General features: G+C 62.9%; 14 protein-coding genes, 1 pseudogene and 1 riboswitch. Of the genes and pseudogenes, 10 read left to right on the plus strand and 5 right to left on the minus strand.

Going from position 1 to position 13,710, the window contains the following annotated elements; genetic code table 11:
* The first annotated feature begins 98 nt into the window (after positions 1 to 98).
* Together fabI and P9230_RS29180 are read left to right on the plus strand one after the other, a co-directional pair.
* Positions 99 to 917 (plus strand): enoyl-ACP reductase FabI, encoded by an 819-nt coding sequence (gene fabI / locus P9230_RS29175; RefSeq protein WP_059186698.1) that lies wholly within the window; start codon positions 99 to 101, stop codon positions 915 to 917.
* A 51-nt stretch (positions 918 to 968) separates the two neighbouring features.
* Entirely contained in the window at positions 969 to 1,556 is a 588-nt protein-coding gene (locus P9230_RS29180) for a histidine phosphatase family protein (RefSeq protein WP_095800309.1), read from the plus strand.
* Between the two features lie 205 nt (positions 1,557 to 1,761).
* On the opposite strand, the gene P9230_RS29185 is transcribed toward P9230_RS29180, so the two are convergent.
* The gene (locus P9230_RS29185) at positions 1,762 to 2,019 is read right to left on the minus strand and encodes a DUF1344 domain-containing protein (protein WP_066998075.1); all 258 of its coding nucleotides are present in this window, start codon (positions 2,017 to 2,019) and stop codon (positions 1,762 to 1,764) included.
* Between the two features lie 212 nt (positions 2,020 to 2,231).
* Between P9230_RS29185 and aroC the strand changes: the two genes are divergently transcribed.
* The 3 genes from aroC (at position 2,232) to P9230_RS29200 (ending at position 5,103) form a co-directional block, all read left to right on the plus strand.
* Positions 2,232 to 3,332: a chorismate synthase gene (gene aroC / locus P9230_RS29190; protein WP_067327839.1), complete on the plus strand. Its 1,101-nt coding sequence runs from the start codon at positions 2,232 to 2,234 to the stop codon at positions 3,330 to 3,332.
* A 101-nt stretch (positions 3,333 to 3,433) separates the two neighbouring features.
* Positions 3,434 to 4,534 carry a 3,4-dihydroxy-2-butanone-4-phosphate synthase gene (gene ribB, locus P9230_RS29195; protein WP_067327840.1) on the plus strand — a complete coding sequence of 367 codons (1,101 nt, stop codon included), beginning with the start codon at positions 3,434 to 3,436 and terminating at the stop codon, positions 4,532 to 4,534.
* A 32-nt stretch (positions 4,535 to 4,566) separates the two neighbouring features.
* Positions 4,567 to 5,103 (plus strand): GNAT family N-acetyltransferase, encoded by a 537-nt coding sequence (locus P9230_RS29200; RefSeq protein ID WP_278121422.1) that lies wholly within the window; start codon positions 4,567 to 4,569, stop codon positions 5,101 to 5,103.
* Between the two features lie 25 nt (positions 5,104 to 5,128).
* On the opposite strand, the gene P9230_RS29205 is transcribed toward P9230_RS29200, so the two are convergent.
* The gene (locus P9230_RS29205; protein WP_278121424.1) at positions 5,129 to 6,352 is read right to left on the minus strand and encodes an MFS transporter; all 1,224 of its coding nucleotides are present in this window, start codon (positions 6,350 to 6,352) and stop codon (positions 5,129 to 5,131) included.
* 121 nt (positions 6,353 to 6,473) lie between these two features.
* Here P9230_RS29205 and P9230_RS29210 point away from each other — a divergent pair, with 121 nt between their 5' ends.
* Both P9230_RS29210 and P9230_RS29215 read left to right on the plus strand, forming a co-directional pair.
* Positions 6,474 to 7,064 carry a TetR/AcrR family transcriptional regulator gene (locus tag P9230_RS29210; protein ID WP_066998060.1) on the plus strand — a complete coding sequence of 197 codons (591 nt, stop codon included), beginning with the start codon at positions 6,474 to 6,476 and terminating at the stop codon, positions 7,062 to 7,064.
* 144 nt (positions 7,065 to 7,208) lie between these two features.
* Entirely contained in the window at positions 7,209 to 8,189 is a 981-nt protein-coding gene (locus tag P9230_RS29215) for a hypothetical protein (RefSeq protein ID WP_278121425.1), read from the plus strand.
* Positions 8,190 to 8,431: 242 nt separating this feature from the next.
* On the opposite strand, the gene P9230_RS29220 is transcribed toward P9230_RS29215, so the two are convergent.
* The 3 genes and pseudogenes from P9230_RS29220 to bluB all read right to left on the minus strand — a co-directional run bounded on the left by P9230_RS29220 (position 8,432) and on the right by bluB (position 11,732).
* Positions 8,432 to 9,286, minus strand: a complete 855-nt coding sequence (locus P9230_RS29220; RefSeq protein WP_278121427.1) for a D-amino-acid transaminase — start codon at positions 9,284 to 9,286, stop codon at positions 8,432 to 8,434.
* 191 nt (positions 9,287 to 9,477) lie between these two features.
* A pseudogene (locus P9230_RS29225) lies at positions 9,478 to 10,659 on the minus strand (aminotransferase class V-fold PLP-dependent enzyme).
* A 341-nt stretch (positions 10,660 to 11,000) separates the two neighbouring features.
* Positions 11,001 to 11,732, minus strand: a complete 732-nt coding sequence (gene bluB / locus P9230_RS29230; protein WP_278121429.1) for a 5,6-dimethylbenzimidazole synthase — start codon at positions 11,730 to 11,732, stop codon at positions 11,001 to 11,003.
* Between the two features lie 42 nt (positions 11,733 to 11,774).
* A riboswitch (cobalamin riboswitch) is annotated at positions 11,775 to 11,953 on the minus strand.
* A 114-nt stretch (positions 11,954 to 12,067) separates the two neighbouring features.
* On the opposite strand from bluB, the gene P9230_RS29235 reads away from it, so the two are divergent.
* The 3 genes from P9230_RS29235 (at position 12,068) to P9230_RS29245 (ending at position 13,707) form a co-directional block, all read left to right on the plus strand.
* A complete protein-coding gene (locus P9230_RS29235; protein ID WP_066998053.1) occupies positions 12,068 to 12,994 on the plus strand; it encodes a histone deacetylase family protein in 927 nt (308 codons plus the stop codon).
* Positions 12,995 to 12,997: 3 nt separating this feature from the next.
* Positions 12,998 to 13,249 (plus strand): exodeoxyribonuclease VII small subunit, encoded by a 252-nt coding sequence (locus P9230_RS29240; protein WP_095778033.1) that lies wholly within the window; start codon positions 12,998 to 13,000, stop codon positions 13,247 to 13,249.
* A gap of 191 nt (positions 13,250 to 13,440) precedes the next feature.
* Positions 13,441 to 13,707 (plus strand): DUF2277 domain-containing protein, encoded by a 267-nt coding sequence (locus tag P9230_RS29245; protein ID WP_066998050.1) that lies wholly within the window; start codon positions 13,441 to 13,443, stop codon positions 13,705 to 13,707.
* The last annotated feature ends 3 nt before the right edge of the window (positions 13,708 to 13,710 follow it).

Genomic DNA, 13,710 nt, shown 5'->3' on the forward strand with positions numbered 1-13,710 from the left:
TTTTCTCCTCAAGCCAGTCTGTTTTCGACGCTTGAAGGGGCCCTGTGCCTGTGCGATAGGGCTCCACAAAGCAGACATTCTTGCGGAGAATTGCGCACATGGCGGGTGGACAGGGCCTGATGGCCGGTAAGCGAGGCCTCATCCTTGGCGTCGCAAACAATCGGTCGATCGCTTTCGGCATCGCCAAGGCTTGCGTCGATCACGGCGCCGAAATCGCGCTGACCTATCAGGGCGAGGCGTTCAAGAAGCGCGTCGAGCCGCTGGCGGCGGAACTCAACGCGCATGTCGCCGGCCATTGCGACGTGACCGATCCGGAAAGCCTGGACGCAGTCTTTGCCGACATCGCCAAGCACTGGGGCAAGCTCGACTTCCTCGTCCATGCCATCGCCTTCTCGGACAAGGACGAGCTGACCGGCCGTTATGTCGAGACGACGCGCGATAATTTCCTGCGCACCATGGATATTTCGGTGTTTTCCTTCACCACCATCGCCAAGCGCGCCGAGCCGCTGATGAGCGAAGGCGGCTCGCTGCTAACGCTGACCTATTACGGCGCCGAGAAGGTTATGCCTCACTACAACGTCATGGGCGTCGCCAAGGCGGCGCTCGAGGCCAGCGTGCGCTATCTCGCCGTCGACCTCGGCGCCAAGAAGATCCGCGTCAACGCCATCTCGGCCGGCCCGATCAAGACCCTTGCCGCCTCCGGCATCGGCGACTTCCGCTACATCCTCAAATGGAACGAGTACAACGCGCCGCTCAAGCAGACGGTGACGCAGGAAGAAGTCGGCGATTCCGGCGTCTACTTCCTGTCGGACCTGTCGCGCGGCGTGACCGGCGAGGTCCATCACGTCGATTCCGGCTACCATGTCGTCGGCATGAAGGCGGTCGACGCGCCCGACATCTCGACCGTCAAGGACTAGTTCTCTCCGCCTGTCTATCGTCCAGGCCCTGGCCCGACCTCCGGAGACCTGATGTATCCGCTCGTCTACATCGCGCGCCACGGCCAGACGCAGTGGAACGCCGAGGGTCGGCTGCAAGGCCAGGCGGATACCGATATCAACGAACTTGGCCGCGAGCAGGCGACGCAAAACGGCCGACGGTTGGCGGACCTTATCGGAAACGCCGCGGATTTCGATTTTGTCGCCAGCCCGATGCGCCGCACGCGTGAGACGATGGAACTGATGCGCGCGGCGATGGGTCTCGACCCGCTCGCCTATCGCACCGATCCGCGCTTGGTGGAGCTAAGCTTCGGCGACTGGCAGGGTTTCACCTTTGCCGAACTCGAAAAGCGTGTCCCGGGTTCGACCAAAAGCCGCCGCGCCGCGAAGTGGGATTTCCAGCCGCCCGGCGAGGGCGCCGAAAGCTACGAGATGCTGCTCGAGCGGATAAAACCCTGGTTCGACGCGCTTCGCCAGCCGACCGTCTGCGTCACCCATGGCGGGATCATGCGCTGCTTCTTCCGCTTCGTCACCGGCATTTCCAAGCAGGAAGCCGCCAGCCTCGACGTACCGCAGGACCGCCTGCTACGGCTCGAGGGCCGCACCCTGGAGTGGCTGTAGGGCCTGCGTTTCAGGCCGTGTGTTGGAGGCAGGCCGAAGGCCTCGAACGTCGCCATCCGGGAATCTGCGTTTGCGTCGCTGCGCCCCTTGCTTCGCTCCAGCATGACGAAGCGTTCGGCGCTCGGACATTGGCAAAGGTGTCCTCTACCAACGTACTGCTACAACGTACTGCGCCGTCCGCCAAGACCTCGCGGCGCGGATGATTCTAGTCGCTGTCCGGCAGCTGCATATCGGTCACGACATTCTCGCCATTGGTCACGTCGTAGGCGAGGACGATATCCATGCCGGGCTTCAGCGCGTCGAGATCGGTTTCGGCGTTGAGCTTGTAGGACTTTCCGTCGTCCAGCGTCAGCGTCAGCGTGTCCTTGTCGACCTTCTTGATCAAGCCTTCGGTCTGGCCGGCGAACGCGGCAGCGGTGGAAATGAGCAACATGGCGCAGGCGGCGCCAATCAGGGTACGCATCGTCGTCCTCTTTGGTCATTGCGCCGGCATGAGCAACGGCGGATCCTCAACGGCGGATGGAAGAGAGCAGAAACCAACCGAATGTGTCAAAACTAAATCCTCCAGATCACAGATTGATGCATCCGATCACCGTTTGACCGCTGTGGAAAACGCCAATAGAAGGCACGCTTGAACCGGCGAACCGGGTCCGCGCCGGGCAGGGCGTTTTTTCCATGTCTCACAACACCTTCGGCCATCTTTTCCGCGTCACCACCTGGGGTGAAAGCCATGGCGCCGCTCTTGGCTGCGTTGTCGACGGCTGCCCGCCCGGGATCCGCTTCAAGCGCGAGGACATCCAGGCCGAGCTCGACCGGCGCCGCCCGGGCCAGTCGCGCTTCGTCACCCAGCGCCGCGAGCCGGACGAGGTCAAGATCCTCTCCGGCTTCATCCTCGACGAGGACGGCGAGACGATGATCACCACCGGCACGCCGATCTCGATGCTGATCGAAAATGTGGATCAGCGCTCCAAGGATTACGGCGAGATCGCCCGCCAGTACCGGCCGGGCCATGCCGATTACACCTATGAGGTCAAATACGGGTTGCGCGACCATCGCGGCGGCGGCCGCTCCTCGGCGCGCGAGACGGCAGCCAGAGTGGCGGCCGGCGCGCTGGCACGCAAGGTAGTGCCGGGCATGGTGGTGCGCGGCGCGCTGGTCTCGATGGGTGAAAAGTCGATCGATCGCGCCAATTGGAACTGGAGTTTCGTCGGCGATGCGGAAAACCCGTTTTTCACCCCCGACCCGGCCTCGGTTCCGGTCTTTGCCGCCTATCTCGACGGCATTCGCAAGGCCGGCTCGTCGGTCGGCGCGGTGATCGAGATCGTCGCCGAAGGTGTGCCGGCGGGCCTCGGCGCGCCGATCTATGCCAAGCTCGACCAGGACATCGCCTCCGGCCTGATGTCGATCAACGCCGTCAAGGGCGTCGAGATCGGCAACGGCTTCGAAGCCGCCCGCATCACCGGCGAAGAGAATGCCGACGAGATGCGGATCGGCAATGACAGCAAGCCGGTGTTTTTGTCCAACAATGCCGGCGGCATCCTCGGCGGCATCTCGACCGGCCAGGCGATCGTCGCCCGCTTCGCCGTCAAGCCGACCTCCTCGATCCTCACGCCGCGGAAATCGATCGACAAGGACGGCAAGGACGTCGAGGTCATGACCAAGGGCCGCCACGATCCTTGCGTCGGCATCCGCGCCGTGCCGATCGGCGAGGCCATGGTTGCCTGCGCGATCGCGGATCATTATCTGCGGCATAGAGGACAGACGGGAAGGCAGTAGGGCAGTAGGTGAGTATGTTACGTCGCATTCGGCGACGCCAAACTTTTTCCGTTCCCCTACTCCCTTACCGCCCTATTCCCCAAGCGAGCTAGCGAGCGTCCATGCCATACGACCAGAAGAAGATCGTCGAAGCGATCCGCGCTTTCGAGCGCGGCGAGATCGTCGTCGTCATGGACGATGATGGGCGCGAGAACGAGGGCGACCTGATCGTTGCCGCCGTCCACTGCACGCCGGAAAAGATGGCCTTCATCGTCCGCAACACCTCCGGCATCGTCTGCACGCCGATGCTGCGCGAGGACGCAAGGAGGCTAAACCTTGCGCCCATGGTGGCCGACAATGATTCCGCCCACACCACGGCTTTCACCGTCAGCGTCGACTTCAAGCACGGCACCACGACGGGTATTTCGGCGGACGACCGCACGCTCACCGTGCGTAACCTCGCCAATGGCAATGTTGGTGCCTCCGACTTCGTGCGGCCCGGCCACATCTTCCCGCTGATCGCGCGCGAAGGCGGTGTCTTGATGCGCTCGGGCCATACGGAAGCCGCGGTCGACCTGTGCAAACTCGCCGGGCTGCCGCCGATCGGCGTCATCTCCGAACTGGTCAACGACGACGGCACCGTCAAGCGTGGACCTGAGGTGCAGGCTTTCGCCGCGCAGCACGGGCTGAAGCAGGTTTCGGTCGCCGATCTCATCGCCTATCGCCAGCGCAAGGAAACGCTGGTCGAGCGCGTCGCCTGCTCCGACATCGAGACGCCCGGCGGCAAGGCGCAGGTCTTCACCTACACGCTGCCCTGGGATTCCATGCACCATGTCGCGGTCGTCTTCGGCGACATCCGCGACGGCGAGGAGGTGCCGGTGCGGCTGCATTCGGAAGACGTCGTCACCGACGTCTTCGGCACCAGCCACCGCTTGGACCACATCATGAAGGCGATGGGCGAGCGCAAGCGTGGCGTCATCGTCTACCTGCGCGAAGGCTCGGTCGGCGTCGCCCATCAGGAGCGCAAGCGGCCACAAAGCGGCGACCGCGAGGATCACGAAGAGGCGCGCCGGCGCGAGAACGAGTGGCGCGAGATCGGGCTCGGAGCGCAGATCCTCAAGGATCTCGGCATCTCCTCGATCAACCTGATCGCCTCGCGCGAGCGCCACTATGTCGGGCTCGAAGGATTCGGCATTCACATCGCCAAGACGGAAATTCTCTGACGTTTCGGCCGACAGGGCGACGGAGAAAAACGATGGCCGCGCCATTGCCTGTCAGCCAGCAGACCGAACGACTGCTGCTGCGCCGGCCCAAACAGGCGGATCTGGAGTTTCTGGCCGATCTTTTCTCGCGCCCCGAACTGGTGGCGCATCGCCCCGACCCGACGCCGGACACGCCGCAGCAGAGTGCCGCGAGGCTCGCTCGCGACATCGATCATTGGGACAGGCGCGGATTTGGTCGCTGGGCGGTCGAAGCCAATGAGAAACTGATTGGCTTCGGCGGCGTCACCTTATCGAGCGATTTCGATGGGCTGAACCTGTCCTATCATCTTCACCCCGAGACCTGGGGGCATGGCTACGCGACGGAACTGGTCCGGGGGAGCTTGCACGCGGCTTTCGGCGCCTTGCGCGCCGATCGGGTGATCGCACTGGCGCGTCCCGCCAATTCGGCATCGCGGCGCGTGCTGGAGAAATGCGGCTTCGTCTTCGAGCGGGAGATCATGCTCCATGGCGCGCCGACGGGGCTTTACGCAGTCCCGGCGGCGAAGTTCGTTCAAAAGCAGGACATATAGCCAGCCAGCACCGGATGCATCGGTATCATCCAGCCGGAGCAATCGCCGCTTCGCATTCATCCGGGGCGCTGTCCGGCGTCGCCAGCCGACACTGGCCGGCGAGCACGGTGACCAAAGCGACTGAGCCTGCCGCCACCGACACCCAGAACCCGTTCTGCGGTCCAAAAGTGTCGACCATCCAGCCGGCGGCGAAGGAGCCCAGCGCCATGCCGATGCCGATCCCGGTGGCCACCCAGGTCACGCCTTCCGTGAGCATTGCCGGCGGCACGTGGCGTTCGATCAGGCCAAAGGCGGTGATGAAGGTCGGCGAGATGGCAACGCCGCTGACGAAGACGGCTAGCGCCAGGGTCGGCACCGTGTCGGCAAAAAGCAGCGGCAGCGTGGTGAGCGCGATGACGGCGACCGCTATCGCGAGTTGGCGTTGCAGCGGCGTGCGCAAACTGAGCGCGCCGACGATGATGCCGAGCACGAAGGATCCCAGTGCATAGACGCCGATGACGAGGCTGGCTGCTTCGGGCTGGCCGAGCTCTTCGGTAATGGCAACGGTGGTGACTTCCGTGGTTGCGAAGGTCGCGCCGACAAAGATCAGCGCGACGGTGATGATCTGCACCGGCCGCAGGCGGATCGCCGAACCGGCCGCGCCATCCTCGGCCGGACGGATGGGCGGTTCCGTCGAACGCTGCAGCAGGAATGCCGCCGAGCCGAAGGCGAGCAGCAAGGTGCTCACCACCATCCCGGCTTCCGGGAACAGCGCGGCACTCAAGCCTACCGACAGCGATGCCCCAGCGACATAGACCAGCTCGTCCGCGGCCGATTCGAAGGCGAAGGCGGTATTGAGCTCGGGGCGGTCGCGAAAAATCTCGGTCCAGCGCGCCCTGACCAGCGCCGGGATGCTGGGCATTAACGCGGCAAGCAGCGCGGATAGGAACAAGGTCCACACCGGCCAGTGCTGGTTGGCCGCGACGATCAAGGTTGCGAAGGCAAGCGCCGAGACAAGTGTCGTCGGCACGGCAATCCGGCTCTGGCCGAGGCGGTCGACCAGCCGCGAGACCTGCGGCGACAGGAAGGCGTTGACCAAAGCGTAGGTGGCCGAGACGGCGCCGGCCAGCCAGTACTCGCCATGCGTTTGCGACAGCATCGCCACAATGCCGATCGGCGCCATGGCGATCGGCAGCCGGGCGATGAAGGCTGCCGCGGCGAAGCTCTTTGTGCCAGGAGCCTGAAAGATTTCCGAATAGGGGTTTCGCATGGTCCTGTTCCTCGACAAGGGAAGGTGCCGCAATTACATACGCAGCGTATGAATGTCAGATAGTTCATACGTCGCGTATGTCAATTAGCATACGACGCGTATGTGAATAAGGCCAGGAGCCATGCATAAGCCCCGCAAGGAGATGATCGCCGAGACGCGCGCCAAGCTGATCGCGGCCGCACGCCATGCCTTCGGCACGATCGGCTATGCCGAGGCCTCGATGGACGATTTCACCGCTTCGGCGGGTCTGACGCGCGGCGCGCTCTATCATCATTTCGGCGACAAGAAGGGGCTCCTGCAGGCGGTGATCGCCGAGATCGACGCCGAGATGGCGGCGCGGGTGAACGAGGTGGCCTCGCGGGCGCCTACTCGCTGGCAGCATTTCGTCGACGAATGCACCACCTATATCGAGATGGCGCTTGAGCCGGAAATCCAGCGCATCATGTTCAGGGACGGCCCGGCCGTGCTCGGCGATCCGGCTCAGTGGCCCAACGCCAGCGCCTGCACGGCTTCAATGACCGATCACCTGTCAAAGCTGCAGGAGGAGGGCGTCGTCGTTCCCGATCTCGATCCCGAGACCGCAGCGCGGCTCATCAACGGCGCCAGTAGCCAGGCCTCGCAGCGCATCGCCAATGCCAAGGATCCGGAAGCGACGTCGAAGAAGGTTGTGGCGGCGTTCAAGCAGCTGCTGGAAGGCCTGAAAACCAAATAGCATCCGGTCGCGGCGTTCCGGGCAATCACTCGGGTCCGCGCTGCCTCAGACAATTGTCCCCCGCTCAAAATCCCTCCGACATTGACTTTGGCAGGAGCGAGCGCATCCTCTCCCGCCAATTCTCTGAGGCGGAGGGTCGGGGCCATGTGGGATTTCAGCATCGGCCGGTCGGTGTCCATCATGATGCGGACGTGGCCGTTCATCGTCTTTCGCATCATCGTCTATTTCGGCATCACGGTGGCCTACATAACGGCGACCGGCACCGGCGCCAGCGTCGGTTACGGCGTCGGCCACATCTCGACCGATCCGGACGGGCCGATGTCCTTTGCCTTGTGGGGTGGGGTCGTCGGCTTCGGCGTGGTCTCGATCGCCGTCTACTGGATCCGCGAATTCATTCTCTATGTGCTCAAGGCCGGCCATATCGCCGTCATGGTCCATCTGATCGACGGGCAGGAAGTTCCCGACGGCCAGGGCCAGATCGCCTATGCGCGCGAAGTGGTCACGAAGCGCTTCGCCGAGGCCAACATCCTTTTCGTCGTCGACCAGCTGGTGAAAGGCGCCATCCGCGCGATCACCGGGCTGATCGGCGGCATTGCTGCGTTCCTACCCATTCCAGGCTTGAGCGGTCTGGTGAGCTTCATCAACACCGTCATCCGCCTGTCGCTGACCTATGTCGACGAGATCATCCTCGGCTACAACATCCGCACCAATTCCAACTCGCCTTTCGAGACCGCCAGGCAAGGCGTCGTGCTCTATGCGCAGAACGGCAAGTTGATGGTCAAGAACGCCGTCTGGCTGGCGGTGATCATGTGGGGTGTTTCCTTCGTCATCTTCCTTTTGATGCTGGCGCCCGCCGCCGCGATCCTCTGGGTCATGCCGGGCCAGCTTGCCGGCTGGGCCTTCGTGTTGGCCATCGTCTTCGCCTGGGCCTTCAAGGCGGCTTTCATCGAGCCCTTCGCCATCGCTTCGCTGATGCAGGTCTACTTCGCCGCCATCGAGGGCCAGGTCCCCAACCCGGAATGGGACCGGCGCCTGGCAGAAGCCTCGTCCAAGTTCATGGAGCTGCGCGACAAGGCGCTCAGCCCCTTTGGCGGCTCGCGCTGGGATTCGCCAAGGACCGCTTGACTAGAGTCAGAGAAGATGCCTCGCCAATGGAAGGATCGCCGCTAGCATCTGGCGCGAACGCCAGTCTAGCAGCGGCCTTGTCAAGCTACTTGGGCGCCGCGAGTGCTCGGGCGAGCTATTCACGTGCAGGGCTGGCGTCAGGAGTGCTTGAGTTAGCGCGGTCCATATGCGCCCTGAGTAACGCCACCGGCAGGTTGCGTATCGAGGTTTGACGCCGCAGAGAACACGGTCGACGATCAACGCTAGATCGCCGATGCTCGGCTTCTATCGAGATAAATTTGTCGCAACCGCCGGGTGACTAAGCCCGGCAGCCCGTTGCCGATCGGCGCACCATCCATCCTGACCACCGGGTTCACCAGCCCGGATGATGACGTTGAAAACGCCTCCGTCGCAAGTCTGGTCTCTACTACTGTGAATGGGCGCTCCTCCACCCGCAGATGAAGTTCACTTGCGCACTGCAGAACGACTGCCCGGGTAATCCCGTGCAGGATATCGCTCGAGAGATCCCGCGTGACGATCGTCCCATCCGAAGTCACGATATGGGCGTTGTTGGAAGAGCCTTCCGTGACGTAACCATCCCTCACTAGCCATGCGTCATCGGCGCCGCGTGATTTCGCCTGCATTTTGGCCATGGAGGGATACAGGAGTTGCACCGTTTTGATGTCGCAGCGCCGCCACCGGAGATCTTCCACGGTTATGACGTGCTGGCCGCGTATGGCGACCGGATTTTCGACAAGTGCCTTCTCTTGTGTGAAGAGCACCACGGTGTTCGGCGTATCCCGAGTAGGAAATATGAAATCGCGGTCGGCCGCGCCCCGGGTGATCTGCAAATAAACAAGTCCCTCGGATACATTGTTCCGTCCAATGAGCTCCCTGTGGATCTTCAAAAGATCTGCTTCGGTCAGGGAGAACGGCATATCGAGCTCACGGAGCGATCGCCGCAGGCGCGCCATGTGACTGGCAAAATCGACGAGCTTGCCATCAAGAACGAGCGTGACCTCATAGACTCCGTCGGCGAACAGGAAGCCCCGATCGAAGACCGAGATGCGGGCCTCGCTTTCCGGTAGATAGGATCCACTCACGTAGACTTGGCGCATTGATAGACCTCAAAAATGCAGACCACGCTCACGGCCTTGAGCGAAACTATTGAACTCTTGTCGGGGTGCAGGCCTGGGCAGCTTTAAGCGCAAATAGCGGCGCTGCCATCCTGCACCCCTCGACTGCGAAAACGCTATTCGCCAGACAGCAGACGGCTAAGGTCAGGCACAGCCAGAGAAAATTCGTCGGTTCACTCCACAGCGCTTCGCAGCGCGGCGACGAAGGCATCAAGATCGCGCTTAAGCATGTAAATGTGTGGCGAAACCCGCAAACCCTCGACGTGCTCGACCTTGCGGTATTTCACGTGGACCTGGTGTTTCTCGCGAAGGTCGCGCTCGAGTTGCTGCATGTCGATGCTGTCGATCGAAAACAGACTTATCGCAGCGAGGCTGTCCGTGTCGGTCGGCGTATGGAGCCTGAAACCGGGAATGTCCTGGACGAGACCTACCCAATATCGGGTGAGTTCGCGCAGTCGCGCATGCATCCGTTCCGCGCCGATCGCCTTGTGGAATTGAATTGCGGGCGCGATTCCTGCCTGGACAGCGGAATTGTAGGTGCCGAGATTCTAATGGTCGAACCTGTCTATGTGCACCGCGGGCTGGTCGAAAGGTGCAAGCAATGGCCAGGTGGTATCGATCCGGCGTTCGCTGACGACCAGCATCCCGTTGCCGATAGGAGCACCGAGCCACTTGTGCAGGCTGGTGACAAAAAAATCGCAATCGAGTTCGCGGAAGCTGACCGGCATCTGAGCAAAAGTCTGGGCACCGTCGACGACAGTCATGATGTCGCGCTCCCGCGCGATCTCGCAGAGCCGGTTCACCGGCAGGACACGCCCGTTCCAGTGGTACATGTGAGTCAGCTGCAGGACGCGGGTACGCGGGGTCATCGCCTGAACATAGGATTCGATGATGTCGTCGTCGCTGTCCATGAGGTCGAAGGTGCAGTTTACAACCTCGATGCCCTCGCGCTGTTGCCGCTGCAGCCAGCCCGCACGAACGCTGGGGTAGTCCCAAGGCGAGATCAGCACTTGATCGCCCTTAGTCAGCGGTATTCCGAAGATCGCTGTCGAAAGACCCTCCGACGAATTCCGGTTCAGCGCGATCTCTCCGGGGCTGCAATCGATCAGTTCCGCCAGCTCGCGTTTGATATGAGGAAGTGCTGTGTCGAGCTTGCTCCACATATTGTAGTCGGAATTGCGACTGATGAAGCGGTAGGCGTCAACCGTCGCTTCCTCGACAACAGTCGGTGGGGGACTGACCGCGGCGTTGTTCAAGTTGAGGAATGGTTCTTGCGGCGGGTATTTTGCGCGGATGCGCTCCCATTCCGCTTCGCCCTCATGTTCGGCGGACCGATCTATTGCAAAAAAGTTCATGGGAACGCGCCGGGTCTCATCTATCGCCCGACAATAAGCGCCGTAGCCCAGCTCAATCTGCCTATTCACATGAGAAGACAGAATTTAATTGCGAACGCCGGTGAATTCGCGAGACGTTGAAGCCCGAGAACGACATCGCTTGGCACAGGGTTAGCCGTGAGGAAGCGAGTGCGGAGATCCGGCCCAATCACGCCAAGAAGAACCGTCACGTTGTCAAGCGATGCGCGAACAATCCCCGGTTTCTGAGAGCGGGCAACGACGGTCAGGCCTGCCAATGCGCCATTGCGCAAACGCGAACGGCGCGTTGCGGTTGGTGCGGGTCTATGGAACGCCGAGCGGCTCTAAGGCTTCAATCGTTCTCCGAGACGAGCGATCGCCGATTTGAGCGGCGCCTCGCCGGCGCCGCAAAAGGTCTCGCTCATCACCAGCTCGGGCAGCGGCAGGCGCTTGCCCCAGCCATGCGCTTCGAGGTCGGGCCTTGGCGCGAATTCCGAGACGCGGCCGACGCAGAGATAGGCGATCGGCGTGACGTGCTCGGGGATCGACAGCAGTCGCTTCAGCGCTTCGGGCTCGATGATGCTCACCCAGCCAACCCCGACGCCTTCCGCCCGCGCCGCGAGCCAGAAATTCTGCACCGCGCAGACGGTGCTGTAGAGGTCCATCTCCGGATTGTGCCAGCGCCCGAGCGGCGAGTTCTTCGAGCGCTGGCGGTTGCAGGTGATGCAGAGGTTGAGCGCGCTTTCGCAGATGCCCTCGAGCTTCAGCTTGCGGTAGAGCGCCCGCCGCTCCACCTCGATCGCCGGCAGTTCCTGTTCGCGCGCGGCGAGGAAAAGGTCGCGCACCTGCCGCCGCCTTGTGGCGTCCCGGATGATGATGAAGTTCCAGGGCTGCATGTAGCCGACCGACGGCGCGTGGTGTGCCGCGGTGAGCAGCCGCGCCAAAACGCTGTCGTCGAGATCGTCGGTAAGGAAATGGCTGCGCACGTCGCGCCGGGTGAACATGGCCCGGTAGACGGCGTCGCGCGCCAATTGGTCAAAGTCATCGCCGCCGGCGGCGGCTGTTCGTGCCTGCATCGCTTGTCCCCTTGCGATAAGCAGTCCTCCGCCTGACCATGCGGATGACCATGTCTGCCGGGCCGGTCTTCTGGCTCGGGATCGACCCGCATCCGGCGCCTTCCCGTCTGGGACAGTGGCGTTTGCCGGCGCGGTCCCCCTCACAGCGTTGGGCACGCCACGGATTTCAACCGTGTTCCCGATTCTCCCGCGTTGCGGGCACCAGGCAGCGACGCGACCTTATCGCGAAGCCGAAGCCGGGCCAATGCCGCCAGCGACACGATTGGGCGCGATTTCCCCAATCATTCGGCGCTGAAACATGGCTATCCGTGCGACAGGTGCCTAGATTAGGCGCCATGACCACTCGTCTTTACACTCATCCCGTATTCCTGGAACACCTCACGCCGCCCGGCCACCCCGAGCGGCCCGACCGTTTGCGCGCCATCGAGCGCGTGCTCGACGACGAGGCTTTTTCGGCCCTCGACCGCGTCGAGGCGCCGGAAGGCGACGAGGCGACTATCCTTTACGCGCATCCGGAGGATTTCGTCGGCCGTGTCCGCGCTGCGATTCCCGAGACGGGGATCGTCTCGATCGATGCCGACACCAGCGCCAGCCCGAAAAGCTGGCAGGCCGCGGTGACGGCGATCGGCGCGGCGAACGCCGCCGTCGACGATGTGTTCGAGGGCCGTGCCGCCAATGTCTTCGTTGCCGCGCGTCCGCCCGGCCATCACGCCGAAAAAGCGACCGCGATGGGCTTTTGCCTGTTCAACACCGCGGCGATCGCCGCCCGTTATGCGCAGGAGAAGCATCTGGCCGAGCGCGTCGCCATCGTCGATTGGGATGTGCATCACGGCAACGGCACGCAGGACATTTTCTGGGACGATCCGTCGGTGCTCTATTGCTCGACCCACCAGATGCCGCTTTATCCGGGCACCGGTGCCAAGAGCGAGACCGGCGCCGGCAACATCGTCAACGCGCCGCTTGCGCCGAGCACCGGCAGCGACACGTTCCGCGACGCCTTCCTGTCGCGCGTGCTGCCGTCGATCGACGCCTTCCAGCCGGATCTGATCATCATTTCCGCCGGTTTCGATGCGCACCATCGCGATCCGCTGGCCGCGATCAACCTGACCGAGGATGATTTCGACTGGGCGACCGGCCAGCTGATGGAGCGCGCCGGGCGCCACAGCGGCAACCGGCTCGTCAGCCTGCTGGAGGGCGGTTACGATCTGCAAGGATTGGCATTTTCGGTCGCCGCCCATGTCGGGCGGCTGATGAAGGGATGAATGATGGCTGATGAAGCTAACCAAGACGTCAAGGCGATGAGCTTCGAACAGGCGCTCGACGCGCTGGAGAAGATCGTCGATGATCTGGAGCGCGGCGACGTTCCGCTCGACCAGTCGATCAAGATCTACGAGCGCGGCGAGGCGCTGAAGGCTCATTGCGACCGCTTGCTCAAGGCCGCCGAGGACAAGGTCGAGAAGATCAGGCTCTCGCGCGACGGCAAGCCGGTTGGAACGGAGCCGCTCGACGCCGAGTGAGGTGTATTGATATTCAGGTGAGGCCGCCTGCAAACGCGGCTTTCTGCGGTTCCGGTGCTCACGTCCTTCAAGTACGCTCCGGTCCGGTTCTCGGAACCCGCCATTTTCGGCTCGGTCTGACCTGAATCTCAACACACCTCGGTGCACAATGTCAGACCGGTTCGGGCAGAAAGCAGGTAAGGAGTTAAAGCATGTGCCGAAACATCAAGACCCTGTTCAACTTCGATCCGCCGGCGACCGACGACGAGGTCCATGACGCGGCGCTGCAGTTCGTTCGCAAGCTGAGCGGCGCGACCAAGCCGTCCAAGCGCAACGAGCATGCCTTCAACCACGCCGTCGAGGCGATCGCCGCCGCCGCGCGCGAGCTGCTTGACAGCCTCGAAACCACCCAGCATCCGCGCAACCGCGAGGAAGAGGCCGCCAAGGCGAAGGCCCGATCCGCGCTCCGCTTCGCCTGACGC

The sequence above is a fragment of the Mesorhizobium sp. WSM4887 genome, from assembly GCF_029625865.1.
Taxonomy (GTDB): Bacteria; Pseudomonadota; Alphaproteobacteria; order Rhizobiales; family Rhizobiaceae; genus Mesorhizobium.

Excerpts from the sequence above, each read along its gene's own strand:
- fabI (WP_059186698.1), top strand. The coding sequence starts at position 99 with ATGGCGGGTGGACAGGGCCTGATGGCCGGTAAGCGAGGCCTCATCCTT.
- P9230_RS29180 (WP_095800309.1), top strand. The coding sequence starts at position 969 with ATGTATCCGCTCGTCTACATCGCGCGCCACGGCCAGACGCAGTGGAAC.
- P9230_RS29185 (WP_066998075.1), bottom strand. The coding sequence starts at position 2,019 with ATGCGTACCCTGATTGGCGCCGCCTGCGCCATGTTGCTCATTTCCACC.
- aroC (WP_067327839.1), top strand. The coding sequence starts at position 2,232 with ATGTCTCACAACACCTTCGGCCATCTTTTCCGCGTCACCACCTGGGGT.
- ribB (WP_067327840.1), top strand. The coding sequence starts at position 3,434 with ATGCCATACGACCAGAAGAAGATCGTCGAAGCGATCCGCGCTTTCGAG.
- P9230_RS29200 (WP_278121422.1), top strand. The coding sequence starts at position 4,567 with ATGGCCGCGCCATTGCCTGTCAGCCAGCAGACCGAACGACTGCTGCTG.
- P9230_RS29205 (WP_278121424.1), bottom strand. The coding sequence starts at position 6,352 with ATGCGAAACCCCTATTCGGAAATCTTTCAGGCTCCTGGCACAAAGAGC.
- P9230_RS29210 (WP_066998060.1), top strand. The coding sequence starts at position 6,474 with ATGCATAAGCCCCGCAAGGAGATGATCGCCGAGACGCGCGCCAAGCTG.
- P9230_RS29215 (WP_278121425.1), top strand. The coding sequence starts at position 7,209 with ATGTGGGATTTCAGCATCGGCCGGTCGGTGTCCATCATGATGCGGACG.
- P9230_RS29220 (WP_278121427.1), bottom strand. The coding sequence starts at position 9,286 with ATGCGCCAAGTCTACGTGAGTGGATCCTATCTACCGGAAAGCGAGGCC.
- bluB (WP_278121429.1), bottom strand. The coding sequence starts at position 11,732 with ATGCAGGCACGAACAGCCGCCGCCGGCGGCGATGACTTTGACCAATTG.
- P9230_RS29235 (WP_066998053.1), top strand. The coding sequence starts at position 12,068 with ATGACCACTCGTCTTTACACTCATCCCGTATTCCTGGAACACCTCACG.
- P9230_RS29240 (WP_095778033.1), top strand. The coding sequence starts at position 12,998 with ATGGCTGATGAAGCTAACCAAGACGTCAAGGCGATGAGCTTCGAACAG.
- P9230_RS29245 (WP_066998050.1), top strand. The coding sequence starts at position 13,441 with ATGTGCCGAAACATCAAGACCCTGTTCAACTTCGATCCGCCGGCGACC.